21 protein-coding genes and 3 tRNA genes are annotated in these 25,170 nt (G+C 66.7%); 6 read left to right on the top strand and 18 right to left on the bottom strand.

Annotated elements, in window-relative coordinates:
• From tuf to F579_RS0111190, 4 genes are all read right to left on the bottom strand, one after another.
• Positions 1-1,050: elongation factor Tu (gene tuf / locus F579_RS0111205; RefSeq protein WP_019025624.1), on the bottom strand; the 1,050-nt coding region annotated here is incomplete at its 3' end.
• Positions 1,051-1,116: 66 nt separating this feature from the next.
• Positions 1,117-1,192, bottom strand: a tRNA-Thr gene (locus F579_RS0111200).
• A gap of 44 nt (positions 1,193-1,236) precedes the next feature.
• Positions 1,237-1,310 (bottom strand) — tRNA-Gly (locus tag F579_RS0111195).
• Positions 1,311-1,366: 56 nt separating this feature from the next.
• Positions 1,367-1,451 (bottom strand) — tRNA-Tyr (locus tag F579_RS0111190).
• A gap of 208 nt (positions 1,452-1,659) precedes the next feature.
• Between F579_RS0111190 and pilB the strand changes: the two genes are divergently transcribed.
• The 5 genes from pilB (at position 1,660) to zapD (ending at position 7,351) form a co-directional block, all read left to right on the top strand.
• The gene (gene pilB / locus F579_RS0111185) at positions 1,660-3,378 is read left to right on the top strand and encodes a type IV-A pilus assembly ATPase PilB (RefSeq protein WP_012983546.1); all 1,719 of its coding nucleotides are present in this window, start codon (positions 1,660-1,662) and stop codon (positions 3,376-3,378) included.
• A gap of 60 nt (positions 3,379-3,438) precedes the next feature.
• Positions 3,439-4,650: a type II secretion system F family protein gene (locus tag F579_RS0111180; protein ID WP_019023146.1), complete on the top strand. Its 1,212-nt coding sequence runs from the start codon at positions 3,439-3,441 to the stop codon at positions 4,648-4,650.
• Between the two features lie 300 nt (positions 4,651-4,950).
• Positions 4,951-5,814, top strand: a complete 864-nt coding sequence (locus tag F579_RS0111175) for an A24 family peptidase (RefSeq protein ID WP_019023147.1) — start codon at positions 4,951-4,953, stop codon at positions 5,812-5,814.
• A 4-nt stretch (positions 5,815-5,818) separates the two neighbouring features.
• Entirely contained in the window at positions 5,819-6,430 is a 612-nt protein-coding gene (coaE, locus tag F579_RS0111170; RefSeq protein ID WP_019023148.1) for a dephospho-CoA kinase, read from the top strand.
• A gap of 150 nt (positions 6,431-6,580) precedes the next feature.
• On the top strand, positions 6,581-7,351 hold the full coding sequence (gene zapD, locus F579_RS0111165; protein WP_019023149.1) for a cell division protein ZapD: 771 nt from the start codon (positions 6,581-6,583) through the stop codon (positions 7,349-7,351).
• A gap of 22 nt (positions 7,352-7,373) precedes the next feature.
• Here zapD and F579_RS0111160 read toward each other — a convergent pair whose 3' ends face one another.
• From F579_RS0111160 to F579_RS0111145, 4 genes are all read right to left on the bottom strand, one after another.
• Positions 7,374-8,375 (bottom strand): Nudix family hydrolase, encoded by a 1,002-nt coding sequence (locus F579_RS0111160; protein ID WP_019023150.1) that lies wholly within the window; start codon positions 8,373-8,375, stop codon positions 7,374-7,376.
• Positions 8,356-9,567: a bifunctional glutamate N-acetyltransferase/amino-acid acetyltransferase ArgJ gene (gene argJ / locus F579_RS0111155; RefSeq protein WP_019023151.1), complete on the bottom strand. Its 1,212-nt coding sequence runs from the start codon at positions 9,565-9,567 to the stop codon at positions 8,356-8,358. Before argJ ends, F579_RS0111160 begins: the two co-directional genes overlap by 20 nt.
• A 19-nt stretch (positions 9,568-9,586) precedes the next feature.
• The gene (secA, locus tag F579_RS0111150) at positions 9,587-12,373 is read right to left on the bottom strand and encodes a preprotein translocase subunit SecA (RefSeq protein ID WP_019023152.1); all 2,787 of its coding nucleotides are present in this window, start codon (positions 12,371-12,373) and stop codon (positions 9,587-9,589) included.
• A gap of 113 nt (positions 12,374-12,486) precedes the next feature.
• Positions 12,487-13,377 carry a M23 family metallopeptidase gene (locus F579_RS0111145; RefSeq protein WP_019023153.1) on the bottom strand — a complete coding sequence of 297 codons (891 nt, stop codon included), beginning with the start codon at positions 13,375-13,377 and terminating at the stop codon, positions 12,487-12,489.
• 48 nt (positions 13,378-13,425) lie between these two features.
• Here F579_RS0111145 and F579_RS0111140 point away from each other — a divergent pair, with 48 nt between their 5' ends.
• The gene (locus F579_RS0111140; protein ID WP_019023154.1) at positions 13,426-13,854 is read left to right on the top strand and encodes a DciA family protein; all 429 of its coding nucleotides are present in this window, start codon (positions 13,426-13,428) and stop codon (positions 13,852-13,854) included.
• 11 nt (positions 13,855-13,865) lie between these two features.
• Here F579_RS0111140 and lpxC read toward each other — a convergent pair whose 3' ends face one another.
• The 10 genes from lpxC to murD form a co-directional block, all read right to left on the bottom strand.
• Positions 13,866-14,789 carry a UDP-3-O-acyl-N-acetylglucosamine deacetylase gene (gene lpxC, locus F579_RS0111135; RefSeq protein WP_012983556.1) on the bottom strand — a complete coding sequence of 308 codons (924 nt, stop codon included), beginning with the start codon at positions 14,787-14,789 and terminating at the stop codon, positions 13,866-13,868.
• Positions 14,790-14,910: 121 nt separating this feature from the next.
• The gene (gene ftsZ / locus F579_RS0111130) at positions 14,911-16,068 is read right to left on the bottom strand and encodes a cell division protein FtsZ (protein ID WP_012983557.1); all 1,158 of its coding nucleotides are present in this window, start codon (positions 16,066-16,068) and stop codon (positions 14,911-14,913) included.
• A gap of 91 nt (positions 16,069-16,159) precedes the next feature.
• Complete coding sequence (gene ftsA / locus F579_RS0111125; protein ID WP_012983558.1) at positions 16,160-17,395, bottom strand: cell division protein FtsA; 1,236 nt, start codon at positions 17,393-17,395, stop codon at positions 16,160-16,162.
• 23 nt (positions 17,396-17,418) lie between these two features.
• Positions 17,419-18,141, bottom strand: a complete 723-nt coding sequence (locus F579_RS0111120) for a cell division protein FtsQ/DivIB (RefSeq protein WP_019023155.1) — start codon at positions 18,139-18,141, stop codon at positions 17,419-17,421.
• A 59-nt stretch (positions 18,142-18,200) separates the two neighbouring features.
• Entirely contained in the window at positions 18,201-19,142 is a 942-nt protein-coding gene (locus F579_RS0111115; protein ID WP_019023156.1) for a D-alanine--D-alanine ligase, read from the bottom strand.
• The gene (gene murB, locus F579_RS0111110; RefSeq protein ID WP_019023157.1) at positions 19,139-20,098 is read right to left on the bottom strand and encodes a UDP-N-acetylmuramate dehydrogenase; all 960 of its coding nucleotides are present in this window, start codon (positions 20,096-20,098) and stop codon (positions 19,139-19,141) included. The genes F579_RS0111115 and murB overlap by 4 nt, the downstream gene beginning before the upstream one ends.
• Complete coding sequence (gene murC / locus F579_RS0111105) at positions 20,095-21,531, bottom strand: UDP-N-acetylmuramate--L-alanine ligase (RefSeq protein ID WP_019023158.1); 1,437 nt, start codon at positions 21,529-21,531, stop codon at positions 20,095-20,097. The genes murB and murC overlap by 4 nt, the downstream gene beginning before the upstream one ends.
• Positions 21,528-22,628 carry an undecaprenyldiphospho-muramoylpentapeptide beta-N-acetylglucosaminyltransferase gene (gene murG / locus F579_RS0111100; RefSeq protein WP_019023159.1) on the bottom strand — a complete coding sequence of 367 codons (1,101 nt, stop codon included), beginning with the start codon at positions 22,626-22,628 and terminating at the stop codon, positions 21,528-21,530. The genes murC and murG overlap by 4 nt, the downstream gene beginning before the upstream one ends.
• Positions 22,625-23,827 (bottom strand): putative lipid II flippase FtsW, encoded by a 1,203-nt coding sequence (gene ftsW / locus F579_RS0111095; protein ID WP_019023160.1) that lies wholly within the window; start codon positions 23,825-23,827, stop codon positions 22,625-22,627. Before ftsW ends, murG begins: the two co-directional genes overlap by 4 nt.
• Positions 23,824-25,170 (bottom strand): UDP-N-acetylmuramoyl-L-alanine--D-glutamate ligase, encoded by a 1,347-nt coding sequence (gene murD, locus F579_RS0111090; RefSeq protein WP_019023161.1) that lies wholly within the window; start codon positions 25,168-25,170, stop codon positions 23,824-23,826. The genes ftsW and murD overlap by 4 nt, the downstream gene beginning before the upstream one ends.

Here is a 25,170-nt window from a genome sequence, read left to right as displayed (position 1 = left end):
GGTGCCTTCCGGCAGCTCCACCGAACCCGTCACATCGGTCGTGCGGAAGTAAAACTGCGGACGATAACCATTGAAGAACGGGGTATGACGACCGCCCTCGTCCTTGCCCAGGATGTACACCTCGGCCTCGAAATGCGTGTGCGGGGTGATCGAACCCGGCTTGCACAGCACCTGACCACGCTGCACTTCGTCGCGCCTGGTACCACGCAGCAGAATGCCCACATTGTCGCCCGCTTCGCCCTGGTCCAGCAGCTTGCGGAACATCTCGACACCCGTGACGGTGGTCTTCTGGGTGTCGCGGATACCGACAATCTCGATCTCCTCGCCCACCTTGACCACACCGCGCTCAATACGACCGGTCACCACAGTGCCGCGGCCAGAGATCGAGAACACGTCTTCCACCGGCATCAGGAAGTCGCCGTCCACCGCGCGCTCCGGCTCCGGAATCCAGCTGTCCATCGCCTCGACCAGCTTGTAGATCGCCTGCGCGCCCACTTCGCTGTCGTCACCTTCCAGCGCCTTCAGCGCGGAACCGGTGATCACCGGGGTGTCGTCGCCCGGGAAATCATAGGAAGACAGCAGATCGCGCACTTCCATCTCGACCAGCTCGAGCAGCTCGGGGTCGTCGACCATGTCCGCCTTGTTCAGGAACACAACGATGTACGGCACACCCACCTGACGCGCCAGCAGAATGTGCTCGCGGGTCTGCGGCATCGGGCCATCAGCCGCAGACACCACCAGAATCGCGCCGTCCATCTGCGCCGCACCCGTGATCATGTTCTTCACGTAGTCCGCGTGCCCAGGGCAATCCACATGCGCGTAGTGACGAATGTCGGATTCGTATTCCACGTGCGCCGTGGCAATCGTAATCCCGCGCGCCTTCTCTTCCGGCGCATTGTCGATCTGGTCAAACGCACGGGCTTCGCTACCGTACTTCTTGCCCAGCACCGTCGTCATCGCCGCCGTCAGCGTGGTCTTGCCATGGTCCACATGACCAATCGTCCCCACATTCACATGCGGCTTCTTACGCTCGAACTTTTCCTTGGACATCTCTCGCTTCCCCGGATCGTGACGCTTTCACAAGCGACGCAGGTTGTACGCTGACTTACACAAAATTGGAGCTCATGACCGGATTCGAACCGGTGACCTCTTCCTTACCAAGGAAGTGCTCTACCGACTGAGCTACATGAGCCTGACTTACCTGGCCAGGGCCGGACCCGAACCGTTCGGATCAACTGGAGCGGGTGATGGGAATCGAACCCACATCATCAGCTTGGAAGGCTGAGGTTCTACCATTGAACTACACCCGCAGAACCCTGGCTTGCCGAACCACCGCCCGCTACAGGCCGCTGGCTTGAAAACCCGATGGTGGAGGGAGGAGGATTCGAACCTCCGAAGGCTGAGCCAGCAGATTTACAGTCTGCCCCCGTTGACCGCTTGGGTATCCCTCCTCGATCAAGCCGCGTATTCTGAACCAGCGCGAAGCACAGCGTCAAGCGGGGATCACATCCCGCGCGCAGATCACGCGGGCATGCGCGCATGTCGCTCATTCTCTACCTGTGATTTCGAGTCATACGGTGCGCCTGACAGTTTCCATTCCACGACAGACGCACGTAGAGTGTGCCTATTCAGGACTTGAAGATTCGCGCGTAGAGGCCCATGCCCAACACGACAACGGCGCCCCGCCTGCCGGGTCTGGCCAAGCGTCTCGTGGACGCCGGCCTGATTGCGGAAGATATCGCTGCCCAGATCGCCGAGGAATCGCGCGCTCAGCAGACCCCTTTGATGCCCCTGCTCGCCAGCAAGGGGCAGGTCTCCGAGGCCCGCCTGGCCGAGGCCGCGGCCGAGGAGTTCGGCCTCCCGGTACTGGATTTGTCGTGCTTTGAGCCCGAGCTGCTGCCCAAGGATCACCTGAACGAGAAGCTGATCCAGAAACACCACGCGCTGCCGATCATGCAGCGCGGCAACCGCCTGTATATCGCGGTATCCGACCCCACCAACCTGGGGGCCACCGACGAGTTCAAGTTCGCCACGGGGATGCCGGTGGAGGCCGTACTGGTCGAGGGGCACAAGCTTGACCGCCTGATCGAAAGCGCCCTGAGCGCTGCGTCGTCGCTGATGGATGACCTGGGCGACGACGATCTCGAAAACCTAGCCATAGAATCGGGTGGCGGCGATGACGGCGACACCTCGGACGCCGCCGACGCGGTGGACGACGCGCCCGTGGTGCGCTTCGTCAACAAGGTGCTGATGGACGCGATCAACCGCAAGGCGTCGGACATCCACCTCGAGCCGTTCGAGAAGGATTTCCGCGTGCGCTTTCGCATCGACGGCGTGCTGCACGAGATCGCCCACCCGCCGAACACCCTGGCGCCACGCATCACCGCGCGGGTCAAGGTCATGTCGCGCATGGACATCGCCGAGCGGCGGGTCCCGCAGGATGGGCGCATCAAGCTGAAGCTCTCGCGCACGCGCGCGATCGATTTTCGTGTCAGCACTCTGCCCACGCTGTACGGCGAAAAGATCGTAATGCGTATCCTCGACCCGAGCAGCACCCAGATCGGGATCGATCAGCTCGGCTACGAGGAGCACCAGAAGGAGGCCTACCTCCAGGCGCTCAAGCGACCTTACGGGATGATCCTGGTCACCGGGCCGACCGGCTCGGGTAAAACGGTGTCGCTGTACACCGGTCTCGGGATCCTGAACACGGCCGACCGCAACATCTCCACCGCGGAAGACCCCTCGGAAATCAACATGCCCGGGGTCAACCAGGTCAACGTGAACCCGAAGGTCGGGCTGACCTTCGCCAGCGCGCTACGCGCCTTCCTGCGTCAGGATCCGGACGTGATCATGGTGGGGGAGATCCGCGACCTCGAGACCGCGGAGATCGCGATCAAGGCGGCGCAGACAGGGCACCTGGTGCTCTCCACGCTGCATACCAACGATGCCCCGCAGACCCTGACCCGACTGGCGAACATGGGGGTACCCCCCTACAACATCGCCTCCTCGATCCTGCTGATCATCGCGCAGCGCCTGGCGCGCCGGCTGTGCCCGAACTGCAAGGAACCGGAGGATCTCCCGGAAGAGGTCCTGCGCAAGGAGGGCTTCACCGACGCCGACATCCAGGCCGGCGTAACGGCGTATCGGGCGGTGGGCTGCGACCAGTGCACGAACGGCTACAAGGGGCGGGTCGGCATCTATCAGGTCATGCCAATCAGCGAAGAGATGCAGCGCGGGATCCTGGAGGGCTACAACTCCATGCAGCTGGCTCAGCAGGCCGCAAAGGAAGGGGTCGAGGACCTGCGTCGCGCCGGCCTGGTAAAGGTTCTGGCAGGGATGACCAGCCTCGAGGAAGTTAACCGCGTGACCAAGGACTAGCACGCCGCGACCCGCTCAGGACGGCTCCGGTTCGGGTCACCAGCACAGGGGGACAGGTAGATGGCCGATTCCGGGACAATCTACGCTTGGGAAGGACTGAACAAGAACGGCGACCGGGTCAAGGGCGAAACCCCGGCCGACAGCGAAGCCGTCGCACGCTCCGAACTGCGCAAGAACGGCATCAATGTCGTCAAGATTCGCAAGAAGCCGAAGTCGTTGCTCTCCGGGGGCAAGAAAAAGATCGTCCCCGCGGACATCGCCTACTTCCTGCGACAGATGACCACGATGCTGCAATCTGGCGTGCCGCTGGTCCAGGCCTTCGAGATTGTCGGGCGCGGCAACGAGAAGCCGGCGATGCGCGATCTCGTGCTCAAGCTCAAGGCCGACGTCGAGGGCGGCGAGACCTTCGCTGCCGCGCTCGCCAAACAGCCCAAGTACTTCGATGACCTGGTCGTCAACCTGGTCGAGGCCGGCGAGCAGGCAGGGACGCTCGAGACCCTGCTCGACAAGGTCGCCACCTACAAGGAAAAGACCGAGGCCCTGAAGGCCAAGATCCGCAAGGCGATGTTCTACCCGGCGGCGGTCATTGTGGTCGCAATCGTGGTCACGGCCATCCTGCTGATCTACGTGGTCCCGCAGTTCGAGGCGCTGTTCCAGGGCTTTGGTGCGGACCTGCCGGTGTTTACCCGCATGGTGGTCGATCTCTCGGATTTCGTGCAGTCCTGGTGGTGGCTAATCCTCGCGATCATGGTCGCGATGGGCTTCGCCTTCGTGCAGACCCGACAGCGTTCACCCCGGTTCGCGCGCTTTCTCGATATCGCAATCCTCAAGGCCCCGGCCTTCGGCCCGATCCTGCGCAAGGCCGCGATCGCCCGCTTCGCGCGGACGCTGTCCACGATGTTTTCGGCCGGTGTACCGCTGGTCGATGCCCTGACTTCGGTCTCCGGCGCCACGGGCAACGCGCTGTATCGCGAGGCCACGCTGCGCATGCGCGACGAGACCTCGGCCGGGGCTCAGTTGCAGTGGTCGATGCGCAATACCGGCGTGTTCCCCAACATGGTCGTGCAGATGGTCGCGATCGGCGAGGAATCCGGATCGCTGGACTCGATGCTGGCGAAGGTGGCGGACTTCTACGAGGCCGAGGTGGACAACGCCGTGGACAGCCTCTCGAGCCTGCTGGAGCCCCTGATCATGGTCGTACTCGGCGTACTGGTCGGCGGCCTGGTGATCGCGATGTACCTGCCCATCTTCCAGATGGGTCAAGTCATCTAGGGAAGCCCTGACCAATGTACACACTCGCGTTGGTACCCCAGGTTTGCCGAGACAAGGCGCGCCGTGCAGCGGGTAGTGGCTCTACCCGCAAGCGGCGCAACGCAGGATCGGGGAACCTGGGGTTCCAACCCCACCAATCATTCAATGCAGGGGCTCGGCCGCCCGTTGTTATCAAAAACGGGCGCGCGCACGGCGTTGCGGCTCCCTTGTGCAGAATGACTGCACGGCAGTCGCCGCGCCTTGTTCGCACGCAAAAGCGACTCGAGCGCGAGCGTGCACATTGGTCAGGGCTTCCCTAGGATGCTCGGCACGGAAGGGCTCCTGTCGCCACCCTGGGCAATCGCGGTCGCAGCGATTTTCGGGCTGCTGATCGGCAGTTTTCTGAACGTGGTCATCGCCCGGCTGCCGGTGATGCTGGAGCGCGGCTGGAATGCCGAGGCACGCGCGATCCTGGAGCAGGAGCCTCCGGCGGACGACACCCCGTTCGATCTGCTGCGCCCGCGTTCGCGCTGTCCCCACTGCGAGCGGCCGATCCGCTCGTACGAGAACATCCCCGTGCTCAGCTTTCTCTGGCTGCGCGGGCGCTGCCCGGGCTGCGGCACGGCCATCAGCTGGCAGTATCCGCTGGTGGAGATCCTCACCGCAGTCCTGTTTGCCCTGACCATCTGGCACTTCGGACCCGACACGACGGCGCTGCTGGCGCTGATCTTCACCGGCGTTCTGATCGCCGCCGCCGGGATCGACGCGCGCACCACCCTGCTCCCGGACCAGCTGACCCTGCCACTGCTCTGGCTGGGGCTGCTGGTCAATATCCCGGGCACCTTCACCGATCTGCAGTCGGCCGTGATCGGAGCGGCCGCCGGTTACCTGGTGCTTTGGCTAATCTTCCACGGCTTCCGCCTGGCCACCGGCAAGGAGGGCATGGGGTACGGCGACTTCAAGCTGCTCGCCGCGCTGGGCGCATGGCTCGGCTGGCAGGCCCTGCCGGTAATCCTGCTGCTGGCCTCGCTGGTCGGAGCGGTGGTCGGCATCCTGCTGATCCTGCTGCGCGGGCGCGACCGCAACATCCCGATCCCGTTCGGGCCGTATCTGGCAGCCGCCGGGTGGCTGGCACTGATCTGGGGCGATACGCTGGTGGCGTTCTACTTCCCACAGGGGCTCTAGTTTTATGCGGCGGGTCGGACTGACAGGCGGGATTGGCTGCGGCAAGAGCCGCGTCGCCGGGCTGTTTGCCAGCCTGGGGGTACCGGTGCTCGACGCCGACCGCATCACCCGCGAACTGCAGGAGCCGGGGCACGACCTGCATGCCGCAATCGTTCAACAGTTCGGGCCAGGGGTGCTCGACGCACGGGGGCACCTGGATCGCGGGGCCCTGCGCACACGGGTCTTCGCACGACCCGACGAGCGCAAGGCGCTGGAAGCGCTGGTCCACCCCGCGGTGCACGCAGAACTGGAACGCCGTCTCCGTGAGCTGCCAGACACCAACGGTTATGCGCTGATCGTGGTACCGCTGCTGTTCGAGGCTGGCTGGGAGCAGGAATTCGACGCGGTCATCGTCGTCGACTGCGAGCCCGAGGAACAGCTCGAGCGGGTCACCCATCGCGATGGCCGTACCCCGGCCGAGGTGCAGGCCATCATGGACTGCCAGTTGAGTCCGGACGAGCGCCGCCAGCGCGGCGACCGGGTGATCACGAACAGCCGCACGACCACGGACGAGGATCTGCGCCGGCAGGTGTCCGACCTGCACGATCAGCTTCGAGCCGCAACGGGGAATGGCTAGCCACATGCGCCTGGCCCGCGATAGGAGGAGAGCTTGCGCACCGACTCCGATTGCTGGCAGGGACGGGTGGAAAGTCCCCCCCGGAATACTGGATACTGCCAGGGTCGTGTTGCCCCGCAACACCGAGAACCCAAGCCGGACGGGCCGCCCGTGACCCAATTACTCACCTTCGAACAACCGCTGCACGAACGCGTGCGACTGCTGTTGCGCCTGGAGGCGCTGGCTCAGCGGTTCGGGGACGCCCTGGAGTCCGGCCGGCCTTTTGACCATCACGAGGCCCTGGTCTCGCTGGTCGACATCTATGCCCTGGTCACCCGCGTCGACATCAAGCGCGAATTGATGGGCGAGATCGAGCGCCAGACTGCCAACCTCAACCGACTCACGCACCAGCCGGGCGTCGACCCGGAGCGTTTCACCGAGACCATGCAGGCACAGAAACGCCTGCACACCGCCCTGGAAGAACAGGCCGGGGCGCTGGATCATCGAGTGCGTGGCAACGAATTCTTCAACAGCGTGCGCCAGCGCATGGCGCTACCCGGCGGGGCCTTCGATTTCGACCTGCCGATCTACCATCACTGGCTGGGCCAAAGCTCCCCGGAGCGCACCGCACTGCTGCTGGAATGGTTCGAGCCGTTGAACACCGTTGCCGAGGCGACCGTCCAGGTCCTGTCCTATATGCGCCGATCCGGGCGCTCGGAGTCCGCGGTCGCCGAAGACGGGTATTTCGAACGCAGCCTGGACACGAGCCATGCATGGCAACTGATTCGGGTCAGTGTCGATCCCGATCTGGGCTACTACCCGGAGATCAGCGCTGGACGCCAGCGCTTCACGGTGCGTTTTTTCTCGCCCGAGGATTTCCGCAGCCGCCCCATCCCCGCCGCACAGGACATCGAATTCCGGCTGTGCTGCTGCGCCCTGTAAGCGGGCTGAACGGGCGTACCACTCAAACCGCCGCTTCACCGGCCTCCATCCCCAGCAGCCCCCGGATGGCCGCGATCCCCTGGGCACCACAGGTCCGCGCCTGCCCCAGATCGGACGCCCGCATCCCGCCCAGGGCATAAACCGGGACCCCGGCCTCGCGCACCTGCGCAGCGAATGACGCCCACCCCATGCCCGGCACGCCGGGATGGGAGACCGTGGAACACACTGGACTCAGGACGGCAAAATCCAGCCCCAGCCGGGCAGCGGCAGTCAGTCCTTCGGCGTCATGCACCGAAGCTGCCACCAGACCCGACACCAAGGGGCGCTCGTCCAGCGCACGCCAGCGCCGTTCGGGAAGATGCCATCCGATACCGGACAGGTCCGCGACCCACTCCCACGGGGCGTTGGCCAGCAGCGGTATGCCGCGACTGCGGGCAAAGCCGTGGAGTGGCTCGACCAAGGCTCGGTAGTCCTTCCGCCCCAGTGATGGCGCCCGGACCTGCAGCATCGCGTCGTCCATAGCCGCCAGCGCGGCCTGGACCTGCTCAACCACGGCCGGGATCTCGGCCCGCACCGCAGGGGATGGTGTAATCACATAGCGCTGCGGCAGAACCAGGGCCTGAAACATCGGGTGATTGGCAGCGGGGAAATCCGCGGGGTCCAGGGTGGCCGGGTCGCGCCAGGCCCATTCCTGCCCTTCGCGGCCATGCACCGCGCCGGACCAGTCCGTTACCCGGAATACGCGCAGGGCCACGGAACACTCGGCAAAGTCATGGCGCACGGTCAGACATTGAACACCGGCGCGCACGACAATCCCCAGCTCTTCGTGCAACTCGCGCACCAGCCCGGCAAAGGCGCTCTCGCCGGCATCGATCTTGCCGCCCGGAAACTCCCAATAGCCGGCCAGGTGCCGGCCGGCCAGACGTCGACTGACCAGCACGCGGCCCTCGGCATCGAGCACCAGCCCCACCGCGACCTCCAGCGGCGGAGTGGATCCGTCCGGCTCAGGACCGGTATTCGGCATTGATACGAACGTACTCGTGGGAGAAGTCGCAGGTGTACTTGCGGGCCGCAGCCGGCCCCCGACCCAGCGCGATGTGGATTTCGATCTCGTCCTGCGCAAAGGCCTGCTGCCCGGCCGCTTCGGTGTAGTCCGGGGAACGGCCGCCGCCGCGAACGATCCCGACGCCATTGACGGTGATAGCGACCTGCTCGATCACCAGGTCCGCGACGCCGGCGCGACCGACCGCGGCCAGGATGCGCCCCCAATTGGGGTCGGAGGCGAACAGGGCGGTCTTGACCAGCGGCGACAGGGCCACGGTCTCGGCCACCCGGGCAGCCTCGGCCTCGTCACGGGCCGACTCCACCGCCACGGTCACGAACTTGGTCGCGCCCTCGCCGTCGCGCACGATGGCCTGCGCGAGCTCCAGGCACAAGTCTCCGAGTGCGCGCGTGAAGGTCTCGCGATCCTCGGACGTGGCCAGCGTCGCGCTGCTGGCGCCCGAGGCCATGCAGACGACCGCATCGTTCGTAGAGGTGTCGCCATCCACCGTGATGGCGTTAAAGCTGGCCGCATTCGCTGCGCGCAGCAAAGGCAACAGGTCCGCTTCGGTGATGGCGAGATCGGTCCCGATGAACCCGAGCATGGTGGCCATATTCGGGTGGATCATCCCGGAGCCCTTGGCGATGCCGGTCAGATTCACGGTACCGCCCGAGAGCTCGATACGGCGACTGCCGCCCTTGAGCACGGTATCGGTGGTCATGATGGCGCGGCCCGCCTGCATCCAGCCATTCGGCACCAGCGCCGCATGCAGTGTGGGCAGGACCTTGGTGATCCGCTCGACCGGTAGCGGCTCGCCGATCACGCCGGTGGAGAAGGGCAGCACCGCACGGGCATCCCCGCCGACCACTGCGGCGACTGCCTCGCAACAGGCACGCGCGGCGGCCAGCCCCGGCTCCCCGGTCCCGGCATTGGCATTGCCCGCGTTGATCAACAGCCAGCGGCCGGGGCACGCGGACTGGTGCTCACGGGCCACGATGACCGGCGCGGCGCAGAAGGCGTTGGTGGTATAGAGCGCCACAATGGTGGCGTCCGGGCCGGCATCGACCAGTACCAGGTCGTCGCGCCCGGCGTAGCGGATGCCCGCCGCGGTAGTCGCCAGGCGGATGCCCGGCACCGGCAGCAGCGTATCCGGTGGTTGCAGACCGACAGCCATCAAAGTGTCCCGGGCAAGATCAGAGCTTGCCGTGGCACTGCTTGTATTTCTTGCCCGAACCGCACCAGCAGGGTTCGTTGCGGCCAAGCTTGGGGCCCTCGCGACGATAGGGGGTGTCACCACTGGCCACAGGCTCGCGCTCTTCCGCCCCGGCGTCCAGCGCGCTGTCCGGGTTCTCGTGCTGGAAGTTCATATCGGACTCGGCCGGGGCCTTTTTCTTCGGCTGCAGCGCCTCGACCTCTTCGGGCGAGCGCAGCTGGATGCGCAGCAGATACTTGATCACGTCGTGCTTGATGCGTTCCAGCAGGGCCTGGAACATCGCGAAGGCTTCTTTCTTGTATTCCTGCTTCGGGTTGCGCTGCGCGTAGCCGCGCAGCCCGATGCCCTGGCGCAGGTAGTCCATCGCGGCCAGGTGTTCCTTCCACTGGGTATCCAGCACCTGGAGCATCATGTCGCGCTGCAGGCGGTTCATCGTGGTATCGCCCAACTGTTCGCGCTTGCCGGCGAGCAGCGTGCGGGCGTGCTCGATGATCCGTTCGCGCAGCGGCTCTTCGTGCAGGTCGTCCTCGTCCTCCAGCCACTGCTTCACGGGCAACTCGATCCCGAACTCGCCGGCCAGGGCCTGCTCCAGACCCTCGACGTCCCACTCGTCCTCGATGGAACCGGGCGGGATGTACTCGCTGATCTGGGCATTGATCACGTCATTGAGCAAGGCCTCGATCGTATCGCTGATGTCGTCGGTGGTCAGCAACTCGGCACGCTGTTCGTAGATCACCCGCCGCTGGTCGTTGGCGACGTCGTCGTACTCGAGCAGCTGCTTGCGGATATCGAAGTTGTGCGCCTCGACCTTGCGCTGGGCATTCTCGATCGCGCGCGAGACCCAGGCATTCTCGATCGCCTCGCCCTCCTTCATGCCCAGGCGTTGCATCAGCCCGCGCACGCGCTCGGAGGCGAACACCCGCATCAGGTTATCTTCCAGCGAAAGGAAGAAACGGCTGGAGCCCGGGTCACCCTGACGCCCGGAACGACCGCGCAGCTGGTTGTCGATGCGGCGGGATTCGTGGCGCTCGGAACCGATGATGTGCAAGCCGCCGGACTCGAGCACGGCATCGTGGCGCTTCTGCCAGTCCGCCTTGATCTGCTCGCATTTCGCAGTGTCTTCCGGGTCCACCTCGGCCAGCTCGGCATCCAGCGACCCACCCAGCACGATGTCGGTCCCGCGGCCCGCCATGTTGGTGGCCAGCGTGATCGCGCCCGGGCGTCCGGCATGGGCAATGATCGCGGCCTCGCGCTCGTGCTGCTTGGCGTTGAGCACCTCGAACTTGATCCCGGTCTTTTTCAGGGCCTGGGCCAGGCGTTCGGAGGCCTCGACGGATGCAGTGCCGACCAGTACGGGCTGGCCGCGATCCACGCACCACTGGATCTCCTTGATGATCGCCTGGTATTTCTCTTCCTGCGTCAGGTAGACGAGGTCCTGCATGTCGTCCCGCACCAGCGGCTTGTTGCCGGGCACCACGACAACCTCGAGGCCGTAGATCGTCTGGAACTCGTAGGCCTCGGTGTCCGCGGTACCGGTCATGCCGGCCAGCTTCTCGTACAGACGGAAATAGTTCTGGAAGGTAATCGAGGCCAGGGTCTGGTTCTCGCGCTGGATCGGGACGCCTTCCTTCGCCTCGATCGCCTGGTGCAGACCCTCGGACCAGCGCCGACCACCCATGATGCGGCCGGTGAATTCGTCGATGATCTGGACCTTGTTGTCACGCACCAGGTAGTCCACGTCGCGGTGGAACAGCGCATGGGCACGCAGGGCGGCGTTCAGGTGATGCAGGACCTGGATCGCGCCGGCGTCATACAGAGACTGGTACTCCTCCAGCAACCCTTCCTCGCGTAACAGCTGCTCGGCCTTCTCGTGCCCGTCCTCGCTCAGGAAGACCTGCTTGGCCTTCTCGTCGACGTAGTAGTCGCCCTCGCTCTCCTCGTCTTCCTGACGGGTGAGCTGGGGCGGGATCTTGTTCATCCGCTCGTACAACTCGGAGCTGTCGCCACTGGGGCCGGAGATGATCAACGGGGTCCGGGCCTCGTCGATCAGGATCGAGTCGACCTCGTCGACCACCGCGAAATTGAGGCCCCGCTGCACCCGCTGGTCGGCGGAAAACGCCATGTTGTCGCGCAGGTAGTCGAAGCCGAACTCGTTGTTGGTGCCGTAGGTGATATCCGCGGCATAGGCCTCGCGGCGGGTCACCGGACGCAGGTGGTCCATTCCGCCTTCTTCGGCCTTGTACTCGGGGTCGTACAGATACGAGGCGCTGTCCACGCCCAGCCCGCCGGAAGAATTGATCACACCGACGCTGAGTCCCAGGGCGTGATACAGCCGACCCATCCACGCGGCGTCGCGGCGGGCCAGGTAGTCGTTGACCGTGACCACGTGCACACCATCGCCGGACAGGGCGTTGAGGTAGGTAGGGAGCGTGGCGACCAGGGTCTTGCCTTCCCCCGTGCGCATCTCGGCGATGCGCCCGTCGTTCAGCACCATGCCACCGATCAACTGCACGTCGAAATGGCGCATGCCAAGGGCATGCACGCTCATGGCGCGGCAGACCGCAAAGGCCTCCGGCAACAGCTTGTCGATGGACTCGCCGTCCTGGGCGCGCTGGCGCAGCTCCGTGGTCTTGTGTTGCAGCTCCTGGCGCGGCAGGGCCTCGGTGGCTTCCGCGAGGGCGTTCACCTGCTCCACCTGCTTGCGATAGCGCTTGATGATGCGGTCGTTGCGACTGCCGAAGAACTTCTGTACGAGCTGCTTGACCATAGGGATCCGTTTGAGGGGGCTTGTATTAAGAGCCAGCCGTTGTCCGAAACCTATCTAGGATAAACCATCCGCCCACCACCTGCGCATGGGCGGATGCCGGAGGGGGTTCGGATTCAGTCGTCGCTGGGCAGGAAGTCGTAGGGATTAACGGCCTGCCCCGCCTTGAGGACTTCATAGTGCAGGTGCGTATCCGTGGCACGGCCCGTGCGGCCCATGCGCGCAATCGTGTCGCCGGCATCCACGCGCTGCCCCGGCTCCACCAGCAACTCCGAGTTGTGCGCGTAGCGGGTACGCAGACCACCCCCGTGGTCAATCTCGACCATCTTGCCGTAGGCATCGCGCTTGCCCGAGAAGACCACGATTCCGCCACCCGCGGCCCGGATATCCGACCCATGGCTCCCAGCGAAGTCCATGCCGGAATGGAAGCGCCGGGCGCCGGTAAACGGGTCGTTGCGATAACCAAAGGCCGAGCTGATCCAGGCCTCATCGCCGACCGGCATCAACTGCGGGCGCAGGGCGTCACGTGAGGCATCCTCGCGCAGTGTGTCGTCGATCAGGGCCACCGAGGTCTGTTGCCGATGGAGCAGGCGCTCCAGGGCGTAGAGGCGTTCATCCATCGCAACGGGGGAATCCGGGCCCTCCAGTTCAGGTCCACCCTGCCCCCCCATCGCGGGCGTCAGCTCGGACAAATCCAGGTCAAGGGTCTCGCCCACCGAGCGCATGCGCAGGTCCACGCGGGCGAGCTGGCGTTCCAGGGCCACCACCCGTTCGGCCAGATGTTTCAGGCCCTCGTGCGCCACCTCTCGCTCGGCGGCCTCGATCACCGCCTGGTCGCTCCCCGGCACCACCGGTACCTTGATAACCTCGCGCTGCTGTTGCCCCACCCAGTAGGCGGCGGCCACGGCCGCCACGACCAGGGCGAACAGGGTTACGGACAGGACGAGGGTGATGCGAAGCGGGAGGCGGGTACAAAGGCCATCCGGTCGTAGTACGATCAGCTGCATGCGTTTCTCAATTACTCTTGTACTGTCGGGCTTCGTGGAGCCACGCCAATGATGCCGCGCCACGCGAACCGCTTTGTCGCGGCGAATCTGAGCGTTCACAGCGACCGCGACCGGGAGCTGGAACGCGCCCTCGCCCCCGTGGTGGGAGAGGAGCTACGGCGCGGACGCCTGGCGCTGACCCGGCAAGGAGAGACCCTGATCGCGGTCTGCGCCGATCGGCCGCTGGCGACCGAGATCCGTTTCCAGCAGCGCGAACTGCTGAAGACGCTCGCGGCGGCCGGAATCGACGGCACCACCGAGGTGCGCATCCGACTCGACAGCACGCCACGCGCGCCACAACCCAAACCGGTCGCGGTTCAACGCGAGATCCCGGAGTCGGCCCGCTCCCTACTGATGCAGACCGCGCGTTCGATCAGCGACCCGGAACTGGCCGGGGCACTGGAACGCCTGGCGGCACTGCCCCCGCAGGGACGCTAGCCCCGCCAGGCCTAGCCGGTGGCGATCGTGGGCGCCAGCTGCCCGAAGGAGATCGGCAGGCGCTCCGAGGGATCCTCGAAGGTAACCTTTTCCCAGGCCGTCTCGTCCGCCGCCAGCTGGCGAATCAACTGGTTGTTCAGTGCATGCCCGGACTTGTGCCCGGTAAACGCGCCGATCAGGCTGTGCCCGAGCAGATACAGATCGCCGACCACGTCGAGGATCTTGTGCTTGACCAGCTCGTTGTCGTAGCGCAGACCGTTCTCGTTCAGGATCTTGTAGTCATCAAGCACAACGGCGTTGTCCAGGCTGCCACCCAGCGCCAGCTGGTTGGCGCGCAGGGCCTCGATATCGCGCATGAACCCGAAGGTCCGGGCACGCGAGACCTCCTTTACAAAGGAGGTGGACGAGAAGTCCAGCTCGGCGCGCTGGCTTCCGTCGGTAAACATCGGGTGTTCGAAGTCGATGCAGAAACCGACCTTGAACCCGTCATAGGGGTCGAAGCGCACCCATTTGTCGCCCTCGCGGACTTCCACGCTGCGCTTCACCCGGATGAATTCCTTGGGGGCATCCTGTTCCTTGAGCCCGGCGGACTGCAACAGGAACACAAACGGCCCGGCACTGCCGTCCATGATCGGGACCTCGGCGGCACTGACATCCACGTGCAGGTTGTCGATGCCCAGCCCCGCGATCGCGGAAAGCAGATGTTCCACGGTGGAGACGCGCACGTCTCCCTTGACGAGCGTTGTCGACAAACGCGTGTCGCCCACGTTCTCCGCCCGAGCCGGGATTTCGACGACGGGGTCCAGATCGCTCCGGTGGAAGACGATCCCGGTATTCACCGGCGCCGGTCGCAGCGTAAGCACGACCTTTTCCCCGGTATGCAGCCCCACGCCTGTGGCCCGGATGCTGTTCTTGAGCGTTCTTTGTCGAATCAACGCGTATAACCTCTTGCTTTTTCAGGTGCAAAGCGGAGCCCGGGCCCTCCCGGGCTCCTCATGCACACAACTATTACCGCATTATTGCAAGTTTCCGCTCTCCCTGCATGCGGCCCCTTGCTCAGTCGGCTTGTTTGCGCAGAAAGGCCGGGATATCCAGCACATCAATGCCTTGCTGCTGGTTGTAGTCGACCGCGAGATTGTCCCCGCCGCGACGCTTCACCGTCGGCTGGTCGAGGTCCACCTCGACGTCGGAGCCGACCGCGCGCTTGGGCTGGGCATCGACCACACGCACCTGCGGGCGTTCCTGCTGGGCCGTCTGGGCACCGAGGCCGGTGGCCACCAGCGTCACGCGCAGCTCGTCGCTCATCTCGGGATCAATCACGGTTCCGACCACCACGGTCGCATCCTCGGACGCCAGGGCCTTCACGGCCTCGCCGACCTCCTCGAACTCGCCGATTCCGACATCCATGCCCCCGGTGACGTTCACCAGAATCCCGCGGGCACCGGAGATATCGACATCCTCCAGCAACGGGCTGGCAATCGCGGCCTCGGCGGCCTGACGCGCACGGTCTTCGCCGGTACCGGTGCCGGTACCCATCATGGCCATGCCCATCTCGCGCATCACGTTGCGCACGTCGGCGAAGTCGACGTTGATCAGGCCCGGGCGGGTGATCAGCTCGGCGATCCCCTGCACCGCACCAAACAGCACGTCGTTGGCAGCCTTGAAGGCGTCCAGCAGCGTGGTGTTCTTGCCCAGTACGGTCAGCAGCTTCTCGTTCGGGATGGTGATCAGCGAATCGACCTGCTCGGTCAGCGCCTTGATCCCGGACACGGCCACCTGCATGCGCTTCTTGCCCTCGAACGGGAACGGCTTGGTGACCACCGCAACCGTCAGGATGCCCATCTCCTTGGCGATCTGTGCAACGACCGGGGCCGCGCCCGTGCCGGTACCGCCACCCATGCCGGCGGTAATGAACACCATGTCCGCACCCTGGAGCAGGTCCTGGATGCGCTCGCGGTCTTCCAGGGCCGCCTCGCGCCCGACCGACGGATCGGCCCCGGCACCCAGGCCCTTGGTGATGTCGCCACCCAGCTGCAGCAGCGTCTTGGAGTCCAGGCTCTTCAGGGCCTGGGCATCGGTATTGGCGCAGATGAAATCCACGCCGTCGAGTTGCGAGTGAACCATGTGCTGTACGGCATTGCCGCCACCACCCCCAACGCCAACGACCTTGATCGTGGCGTTCTGGCTAAAGGTATCCATCAGTTCGAACGTCATGGCTGCGTCCTCTCGGTTCGTGTGTACATGTCAGTCGTTTGCCTATGGCCGGAGAGCGGTCCGACCCCCATAACCCCGGCGGTTCTGGTCATCAGAACTGGCCGGAAAACCAGCGCTTCATGCGCGCCCATACGCCCTGGAACCCGCTGCTCACGGGCCGGGCCTCCTGTTCCGCACGCGACTCGCGGGCGTAGAGCAGCAGCCCCACCCCTGTCGCGTGGATCGGGTTCTTCACCACATCCAGGAGCCCGGTGACGCGTTGCGGCACCCCCAGGCGTACGGGCATGTGGAAGACCTCTTCGGCGAGATCCACCACACCTTCCATTCGGGACGAACCGCCGGTGAGCACGACCCCGGCGGCAATCATTTCCTCGGTACCGCTGCGGCGCAGTTCCGCCTGCACCAGCTGCAGCAGTTCCTCGTAGCGTGGCTCGACCACGGAGGCGAGCGTCTGGCGCGACAGCCGGCGCGCGGCGCGATCGCCAACTCCGGGGACCTCGATGGTCTCGCCCGGGTCGGCCAGCGTGCGCAGCGCACAGGCGTACTTGATCTTGAGTTCGTCGGCGTACTGGGTCGGCGTGCGCAGGGCGACCGCGATGTCGTTGGTCACCTGATCCCCGGCAATCGGGATCACCGCGGTGTGCATGATCGCGCCGTGGGCGAACACCGCGATGTCGGTGGTCCCGCCGCCAATGTCCACCAGGCAGACACCCAGGTCCTTCTCGTCCTCGCTGAGCACCGAATAGCTGGAGGCGAGCTGTTCGAGGATGATGTCGTCCACCCGCAGCCCGCAGCGCTCCACGCACTTGACGATGTTCTGCGCCGCGGACACCGCGCCGGTGACCAGGTGCACCTTGGCCTCCAGCCGCACCCCGGACATCCCGATCGGCTCGCGGATGCCCTCCTGCTCGTCAATGATGTATTCCTGCGGCAGCACATGGAGGATGCGCTGGTCGGCCGGGATCGCGATCGCGCGGGCGGCATCGATCACCCGGTCGACGTCGCCCGCGACCACCTCACCGTCCTTGATCGCCACCACGCCGGTGGAGTTGTAGCTCTTGATGTGGGAGCCGGCGATCCCGGTGTAGACCGAGTGGATCTCGCAGCCGGCCATCAGCTCGGCCTCCTCGACCGCGCGCTGGATCGACTGGACGGTGGACTCGATGTTCACGACCACGCCCTTCTTCAGCCCGCGCGAGGGCGAGGAGCCGATGCCGATGATCTCGATCTCGCCCTCGTCGGTCAGCTCGCCGACGATCGCCTCGATCTTCGAGGTGCCGACATCCAGGCCAACGATCAGTCCGGGTTCCGACTTCTTTGCCATCATCTTTCTGCGTCCTGTCGTTCGTGTCATCGGGCGTTGCCGTCGTTGTTGTCCGCTTCCTCGGCCCAGGCCACGGCCAGCCCGTGCGGATAGCGCAGGTCGACCCGCGCAATCGGGGCATCCTCGCGCGCCCGCAGCGCCGGCGCCGCGCGCACCAGCTGGCCCAGCCGGTTCAGATTCACGTCGCGGCCCATCAGGACCTCGGCGCCATCGGCGAGGTGGATGGTCCAGTCATGCCGCTTGCCCTCGTGTACGCCCACTACCTCGAACCCGGCGTCGGCCAGGCGCGCGGAGACCTCCAGGTAGCGGTGCATCAGCACCACCTGGCGGCCATCCTCACCGGCCAGCGCCGGCAGGAAATCCCATTCGGCCAGGTCCACCGGCCCGAACAGACGCCCGTGACGGTCGACCAGGTGGTCATCACCCCACTGGGCCACCGGGACCGGCTCGGTCACGTGGATTTCCAGGGTGTCGGGCCAGCGCCGACGCAGTTGCACCGCATCCACCCAGGGCATGGCCTGCAGCTCCTCGCGCAGCACCTCGAGGTCCGTACCCACGAATCCCGGCGCATGCGCCCGCACCCGTTCGAGGATCGCGTCCGTGTCGGCATGGCGCGGCTCACCGGTAATCTGGATGGAGCCAATCGGCAGGTGCTGATCCGGGTCGAAGTGCAGCCACAGGCTGAGGCCCAGCACCAGCGCCCCGGCCAGCCCCATGCCGGCGAGCAGGCGCAGCCCCGGCCCGGTCATGGCCTGCAGACGCGACGGACCGGCCGGCCGCCGCGCGGGTCGCGTTGTACGTCGCGCGCTCAACGCAGCCCTCCGCATTCAAAGCTGGAATCGAGGATGCGCAGGCACAGCTCGTCGAAGTCGATGCCCGCCTGCGCGGCAGCCTTGGGAACCAGCGAATGGTCGGTCATGCCGGGGATGGTGTTGACCTCGATCAGGAAGTTCTCGCCGTGTTCGTCCTGCAGAATGTCCACCCGGCCCCAGCCGCAGCCCTCGAGGGCAGCAAAGGCGGCGATCGCCAGCGACTGCAGCTCCAGCTGGGCGCTGCGCGACAGGTCCGGCGGCGGGCACAGGTAACCGGTATCGTCCGCCTCGTACTTCGCGTGGTAGTCGTAGAATCCGGTCGCCGCGCGAATCTCGATCACCGGGAGCGGCTCGTTGCCGAGCACGGCGACGGTGAATTCGCGACCGGTGATCCACTGCTCGGCGAACACCTGGCCCGGCTGCACGCGCGCGGCCTCGAACGCAGCCGGCAGGTCCTCGGCGCGATCGACCCGGGTGATGCCCAGGCTGGAGCCACCGCGCGCGGGCTTGACGATCAGCGGCAGGCCGAGGGCATCGGCCACCGCCTCCGGATCGAAGCCCGGCGTCAGCAGGCGATACGGCGCGCTCGGCAGGTTCGTGCCTGCCCAGAGGCGCTTGCAGGCCAGCTTGTCCATGCCCAGCGCCGAGCCGAGCACGCCGGTCCCGGTGTAGGGCATGCCGGCCATGTCGAGGCAGCCCTGCAGCGTCCCGTCCTCGCCGCACTCGCCATGCAGCGCGATAAACACCCGGTCGTAGCCCTCCAGCGCCATGCAGCGTGCCGTCTCGCGAGTGAGATCGACGGCATGGGCATCGACGCCCTGGCGACGCAACGCGGCCAACACGGCATTGCCGCTATTGAGCGAGACGTCCCGCTCGCCGGACCAGCCGCCCATCAGGACCGCCACGCGCCCATATTCTTCCGGTTTGCGCCTGCTCATTGCCTTCCCTCGGTTGTCTCGTCCATGGGACCCGGTCGACCCAGCAGCCGCACCTCGGGCTCCAGGCGCACGCCAAAGTGCCGCTCGACCTCCCTTTGGGCATGGCGTAGCAGCCACTCGATGTCGGCGGCCTGCGCCGAGCCATCGTGGGTAATGAAGTTCGCGTGCTTGGGGGATATCTCCGCGCCGCCGTGGCGCAGACCCTTTAGTCCCGCCGCCTCGATCAGGCGCGCGGCATGATCGCCGGGCGGGTTGCGGAACACCGATCCGCACGACGGCAGGCCCAGCGGCTGCTTGCGCGAACGCTCGCGCAGGAGCTCCTTGATACGCGCCGTGCCAGCAGCCGGATCGCCCGGCTCCAGTTGCAGCACGCAGCCGGTGAACCACTCGTCGGGGCCCTCGACGCTGCGATAGCCGATGCGGTACTCGCCCGGCTCGCGCTGGTGCTCCTGTCCGTCGGCATCCACGGTGGATACCAACTCGACCAGCGGCCAGATCTCGCCGCCCCAGGCCCCCGCGTTCATGCGCAAGGCACCACCCAGGGTGCCCGGAATGCCGGCCAGGAACTCGCCGCCCACCAGTCCCTGGCGCGCACAGAAACGGGCGGCCTGGGCGCAGGCAAGCCCCGCTCCGAGCCGCACGCGGTTGCCCTCCAGGCGCTCGCGCTCGTTGAGCACGCCGGACAGGTGGACCACCAGCCCATCGATGCCGCCATCGCGGATCAGTACATTGCTGCCCAGCCCCAGGAAGGTCACCGGCATCGCGGGGGCATAACGGGCGTGATCCGCCAGCGCCGACACGAGATCGGCCCGGTCCACCGGCCGGAACAGCCAGTCGGCCGGACCGCCCACACGCCAGGAGGTCAGCCCCGCCAGCGGGGCATCGGGCCGTACCTCGCCCCGAGGGGCGTGGGCGAACGGGCCATTCATGGGTTCCACCGCGCGTGCCGCCATCATGCCGTCCCCCCTGGGCGCTTCGTCGCCCCCAGCTGGTCCGGCAACAGGCTGACCAGCCGGCCGATATCGCCAGCCCCCTGGGTGATCACAACGTCGTTCGGCTTCAGCATCCCGGACAGGACCTCGGCGACGTCGGCCGCATGCTCGACGAACACCGGCTCGACCTGCCCGCGCAGACGGATCGCGCGGGCAAGGCTGCGGCCATCGGCGCTGGGGATCGGCTCCTCGCCGGCGGGGTAGACCTCCAGCAGGATCAGCACATCGGTCTCCGACAAGGCCTCGGCAAAGTCCTCGAACAGGTCGCGGGTGCGCGTGTAACGGTGGGGCTGGAACACGGTGATGCGCCGCCGATCGGGCCAGGCGTCGCGCGCCGCGGCCTGGGTCGCCTCGATCTCGCGCGGGTGATGGCCGTAGTCGTCGACCAGGGTCAGCGGGCCCTGCGCGGTCTCGAGCGCCTGCACCTGGAAGCGCCGCCCGATCCCCTGGAAGCGCTCGAGCGCTGCCTGGATCGCCTCGGGGGCGACCTCCAGTTCATGAGCGACGGCCGCCGCGGCCAGGGCGTTGAGCACGTTGTGCCGCCCGGGCAGATTCAGGGTGACCGGGAACGCGGCCTGCCCCGGCAGCTTCAGGTCGAAGAACATACGCACGCCTTCCTGGCGCACGTTCAGGGCGCGCACATCGGCTTCCGCCTCGATGCCGTAGGTGAGGCGCGGGCGCTCCAGTTCTGGATAGAGGTCGCGCACCTGCGGGTCGTCCGCGCACAGCACGGCGATGCCGTAGAACGGCAGGTGGTGCAGGAACTCCAGGAAGGTCGCGCGCAGATTGCCGAAGTCGTTGCCATAGGTGCCGAGGTGGTCGGCATCGATATTGGTCACGATGCTGATCATCGGCTGCAGGTGCAGGAACGAGGCGTCGCTCTCGTCGGCCTCGGCCACCAGATAGTCGCCCGCCCCCAGATTCGAGTGACTGGCCGTGCTGTTCAGACGCCCGCCGATCACGAAGGTGGGGTCCATGCCGGCCTCGGCGAGCACGCTGGCCACCAGGCTGGTCGTGGTCGTCTTGCCGTGAGTCCCGGCCACGGCGATGCCGTAGCGAAAGCGCATCAGCTCCGCGAGCATCTCCGCGCGCCGCACGATCGGAATCCCGCGGCGGCGGGCCGCCTGCACCTCGGGGTTGGAGGGGTCGATCGCGCTGGAGACGACCAGCACATCGGCCTCGGCGACGTTCTCTTCGGTATGCGCGGGGGCCACCGGAATCCCCATCCCGGTCAGACGCGCGACCATCGCCGACTGCCCGAGATCCGATCCGGAGACCTCGTAGCCCAGCTGATGCAGGACCTCGGCGATCCCGCTCATGCCGGAACCACCGATCCCGACGCAATGAATACGGCGGATGCGGCGCATCGCGTGGCGTGGCAGGCGCGGGGCGTTCATGAGTTCTTCCTCCCGCGCCGGGCATTGGCCATCTCCAGGCAGGCCTCGGCCAGACGCTCGGCAGTGTCAGGGCAGGCCTGTTCGCGAGCCAGGCGCGCACGCTCGCGCAGGGCCTCGCGCCCCAGCGGGCGTACGATCTCGGCAACCCGCTCGGCGCTCAGATCGGCATCCGCCAGGCACCAGGCCGCACCCGCCTCGACGAGGGCGCGGGCATTCGCGGTCTGGTGATCGTCGACCGCATGCGGATAGGGCACGAACAGGGCCGGCACGCCAGCCGCCGCAATCTCGGCCACGGTCAGCGCGCCGGCCCGGCAGATCACCAGATCCGCCCAGCCATAGGCCTCGGCCATGTCCTCGATGAACGGGGTCACTTCGTATTCCAGCGCGGTCTCGGCATAGGCGGCGCGCGCCTCGTCCAGCGTGCGCTCCCCGGCCTGGTGACGAATCACCATCGGCTGCGCGTCGCGGGTCTGCTCGAGCCCCGCCGGCACGATGCGGTTCAGCGAGCGCGCCCCAAGGCTGCCCCCCAGCACCAGCACCCGCAGCGGGCCCGAGCGCTCGTCGAAGCGCTGTTCCGGCTCCGGCAACGCGGCGATCTCCGCGCGAACCGGATTGCCCACCACCGTCACGGTGTGACGCTCCGGGAAGGCATGATCGAAGCCCGCATAGACGCGGTCCGCGATGCGCGCCAGCCAGCGGTTGGTGAGACCGGCGACCGCGTTCTGCTCGTGGATCGCCAGCGGGCGCCCCAACGCGGCGGCCATCAGCCCGCCGGGGCCGGCCGCAAATCCGCCAAAACCGATCACGGCGGCCGGACGCAACCGGGTAATCAGGGCCAGTGCCGCCCACAACGAGATCCCGAGACGCCAGGGCGCCAGCAACAGCCCCATCAGGCCCTTGCCGCGCACCCCGCTGATCGGAAGGGTGTGCAGCTCGATCCCCGCCGCGGGCACCAGGCGCGTCTCGATCCCGCGGGCGCTACCCAGCCAGAGGACCTCGACGCCACGGTCACGCAGGGCCTCGGCGACCGCCAGCCCCGGGAAGACGTGCCCGCCGGTACCGCCGGCCATAATCAGGATGCGCAGGGGATTGTTCATGCCTGCCCCCTCTTGCGCCGCGGCGAGGTCGACTGGCGCGGGGCCGGGATCTGCGCCTCGCGATAGACCCGCATGACCAGACCGATCGCCATCAGCGTGACAATCAACGAACTGCCGCCGTAGCTGAGAAAAGGCAGCGTCATGCCCTTGGTCGGCAGCAACCCCATGTTCACCGCGAGATTGAGCGCGCTCTGCAGTGCCAGCCAGATCGCGACGCCGAAGGCGAGGTGCGAACCGAATGCATGCCCGGCGCGCTCCGCCCAGAGTCCGATCTTCACGCAGCGCCAGACCACGACCGCAAACAGCGCGATCAGGGCGAGCACACCGATAAAGCCAAACTCCTCGGCGAAGACCGCGAACAGGAAGTCGTTATGGGCCTCCGGCAGATAGAACAGCTTCTGCACGCTGTTGCCCAGACCGGTGCCGAACCAGCCACCGGATCCGATCGCGATCAGCGACTGGGTCAGCTGGAAGCCAGTCGCGAACGGGTCCTGCCAGGGGTCGAGGAATGCGGTCAGGCGCGCGACCCGGTAGGGCGCAGCCACGGCCACGAAGGCCATACCCACCGCAATGGTCGCGCCGAGCGCAGCGAACTGCCAGAGCTTGGCGCCGGCCAGAAACAGCATGCCCATGCCGATCGCCAGCATGATGGCCGCGCCACCGAAGTCGGGCTGCAGCAGCAGGAGTACCGTCCCGAAGCCCAGCACCACGAGTGGGCGGACGAACCCCCGCAGGTGCAGCCGCAATGCCGAGTAGTGGCGCACGATGTAGCCGGCCAGGTACATGACCACCAGCAGCTTCACCGGCTCGGCGACCTGGAGGTTGAACATGCCGATCGGGATCCAGCGAGTCGCGCCGTTCACGGTTCGGCCCACGCCCGGGAGCAGCACCGCAATCAGCAGCACCATCACCAGGATCAGCAGCCAGGGACCGGCACGCTCCCAGCGCTCCAGCGGGATCGTCCACATCACGGTCGCCAGCGCCAGACCGATGGCGGCGAACAGGACCTGGCGCTGGAAGAAGTGCCAGGTGTTGCCATAGTAACGCTCACCCAGGTCCATCGAGGCCGAGGCCACCATGATCAGCCCGAGCCCCAGCAGCAACGCGGCCGCGGCCAGCAGCGGCAGATCCACGCTGTTGCGCAGCCCATCGAGCGAGTCGCGCGAGGGCAGGCCGACGGGCAGCGATCCGGTACTCATGCCGCTCGCTCCCGCACGGCCCGCGCGAAGTCGTCGCCGCGAGCCTGGTAGTTCTCGTACATGTCGAGGCTCGCGCAGCCCGGCGACAGCAGCACGGTGTCGCCGGGCTGCGCCCAGGCCGCGGCCTGCGCCACGGCGGCGGTCATGTCGTCCACCCGCTGGACCGGCACCACCGAGGCCAGGGCCCGGGCAATCAGCGGGGCATCCTCGCCGAGCAGCACCACACCCCGGACCTTGCCGGGCACGTAGTCCGCCAGCGGCGAGAAGTCCTGTCCCTTGCCCTGGCCGCCGGCGATCAGCACCAGGGGCCCCGGCGTACCCCGCAGCGCAGCCAGGGTCGCGCCCACGTTGGTGCCCTTGGAATCGTTGATGTAGTCGACCTCGGCTACCCGCGCGATCCACTGCGAACGGTGCGGCAGGCCCGCGAAGTCGGCCAGCGCAGCCAGCGCCTCGCTGCGCGCCTGGGGCGATTCCAGCCACGGCCAGGCCAGCGCCAGAGCGGCCAGGGCATTGGCCCAGTTGTGCTGCCCGCGCAGACGCAGGCGCGCGGTGGACAGCAGCCGTTCCTCCCCACGCACCAGGTCCGGCTCCGCCTCGCCCGTGGTCACGCCAAAGTCGGTCGCGGCCAGCGGGGCATCCAGCCCGAACGAGACCACGCGCAGACCGGCCGGCAGAGGAAGCTCGCGCAGCCAGGGATCGTCGCGGTTGAGCACGCCGCGGGCGGCGCGGTCGAGGATGCGGGCCTTGGCCTGGATGTACGCGGCAAGATCCGGATAGCGATCCATGTGGTCGGGCGAGATGTTCAGGATCGCGGCCCCGTCCGGCTTCAGCTGCTCGCTGCGTTCGAGCTGGAAGCTCGACAGCTCCAGCACATAGACCTCCACCGCCGGGTCCAGGAGATCCAGCGCCGGAGTGCCAAAATTGCCGCCGATCGCGACCTTGCGACCTGCGGCCGTCAGGATCTCGCCCACCAGGGCGGTGACCGTGCTCTTGCCGTTAGAGCCGGTGATCGCAATGACCGGGGCCTGCGCCACAGCAGCGAACAGGTCGATATCGCCGGTAATCACCGCGCCGGCGGCCCGGGCCTGTTCGACGGCCGGGTGTTCCAGCGAGACCCCCGGCGAGACGATCAGGCGGGCGTAGGCGGCGGTATCGAGACCATCCAGCGGTCCGGCCCAGGCCTCGGCCAGCCACGCAGCGTCGGCCCCGGCCGCCAGCGCCGGCGGCTCGCGGCGCGTGTCGGTGATCGCAAAGGTCTCGCCACGCGCACGCAGGAAACGGGCGACGGACTGCCCCGTCGCCCCGGTTCCCACGATCAGATTGTGCGGCTGTGGCTTCGACAT

Source organism: Thioalkalivibrio sp. ALJ21 (genome assembly GCF_000378605.1).
In the GTDB taxonomy this organism is placed as follows: domain Bacteria; phylum Pseudomonadota; class Gammaproteobacteria; order Ectothiorhodospirales; family Ectothiorhodospiraceae; genus Thioalkalivibrio.
The sequence above is the reverse complement of the archived record's forward strand: the minus strand, read 5'-3'. Positions and strand labels throughout refer to the sequence as shown.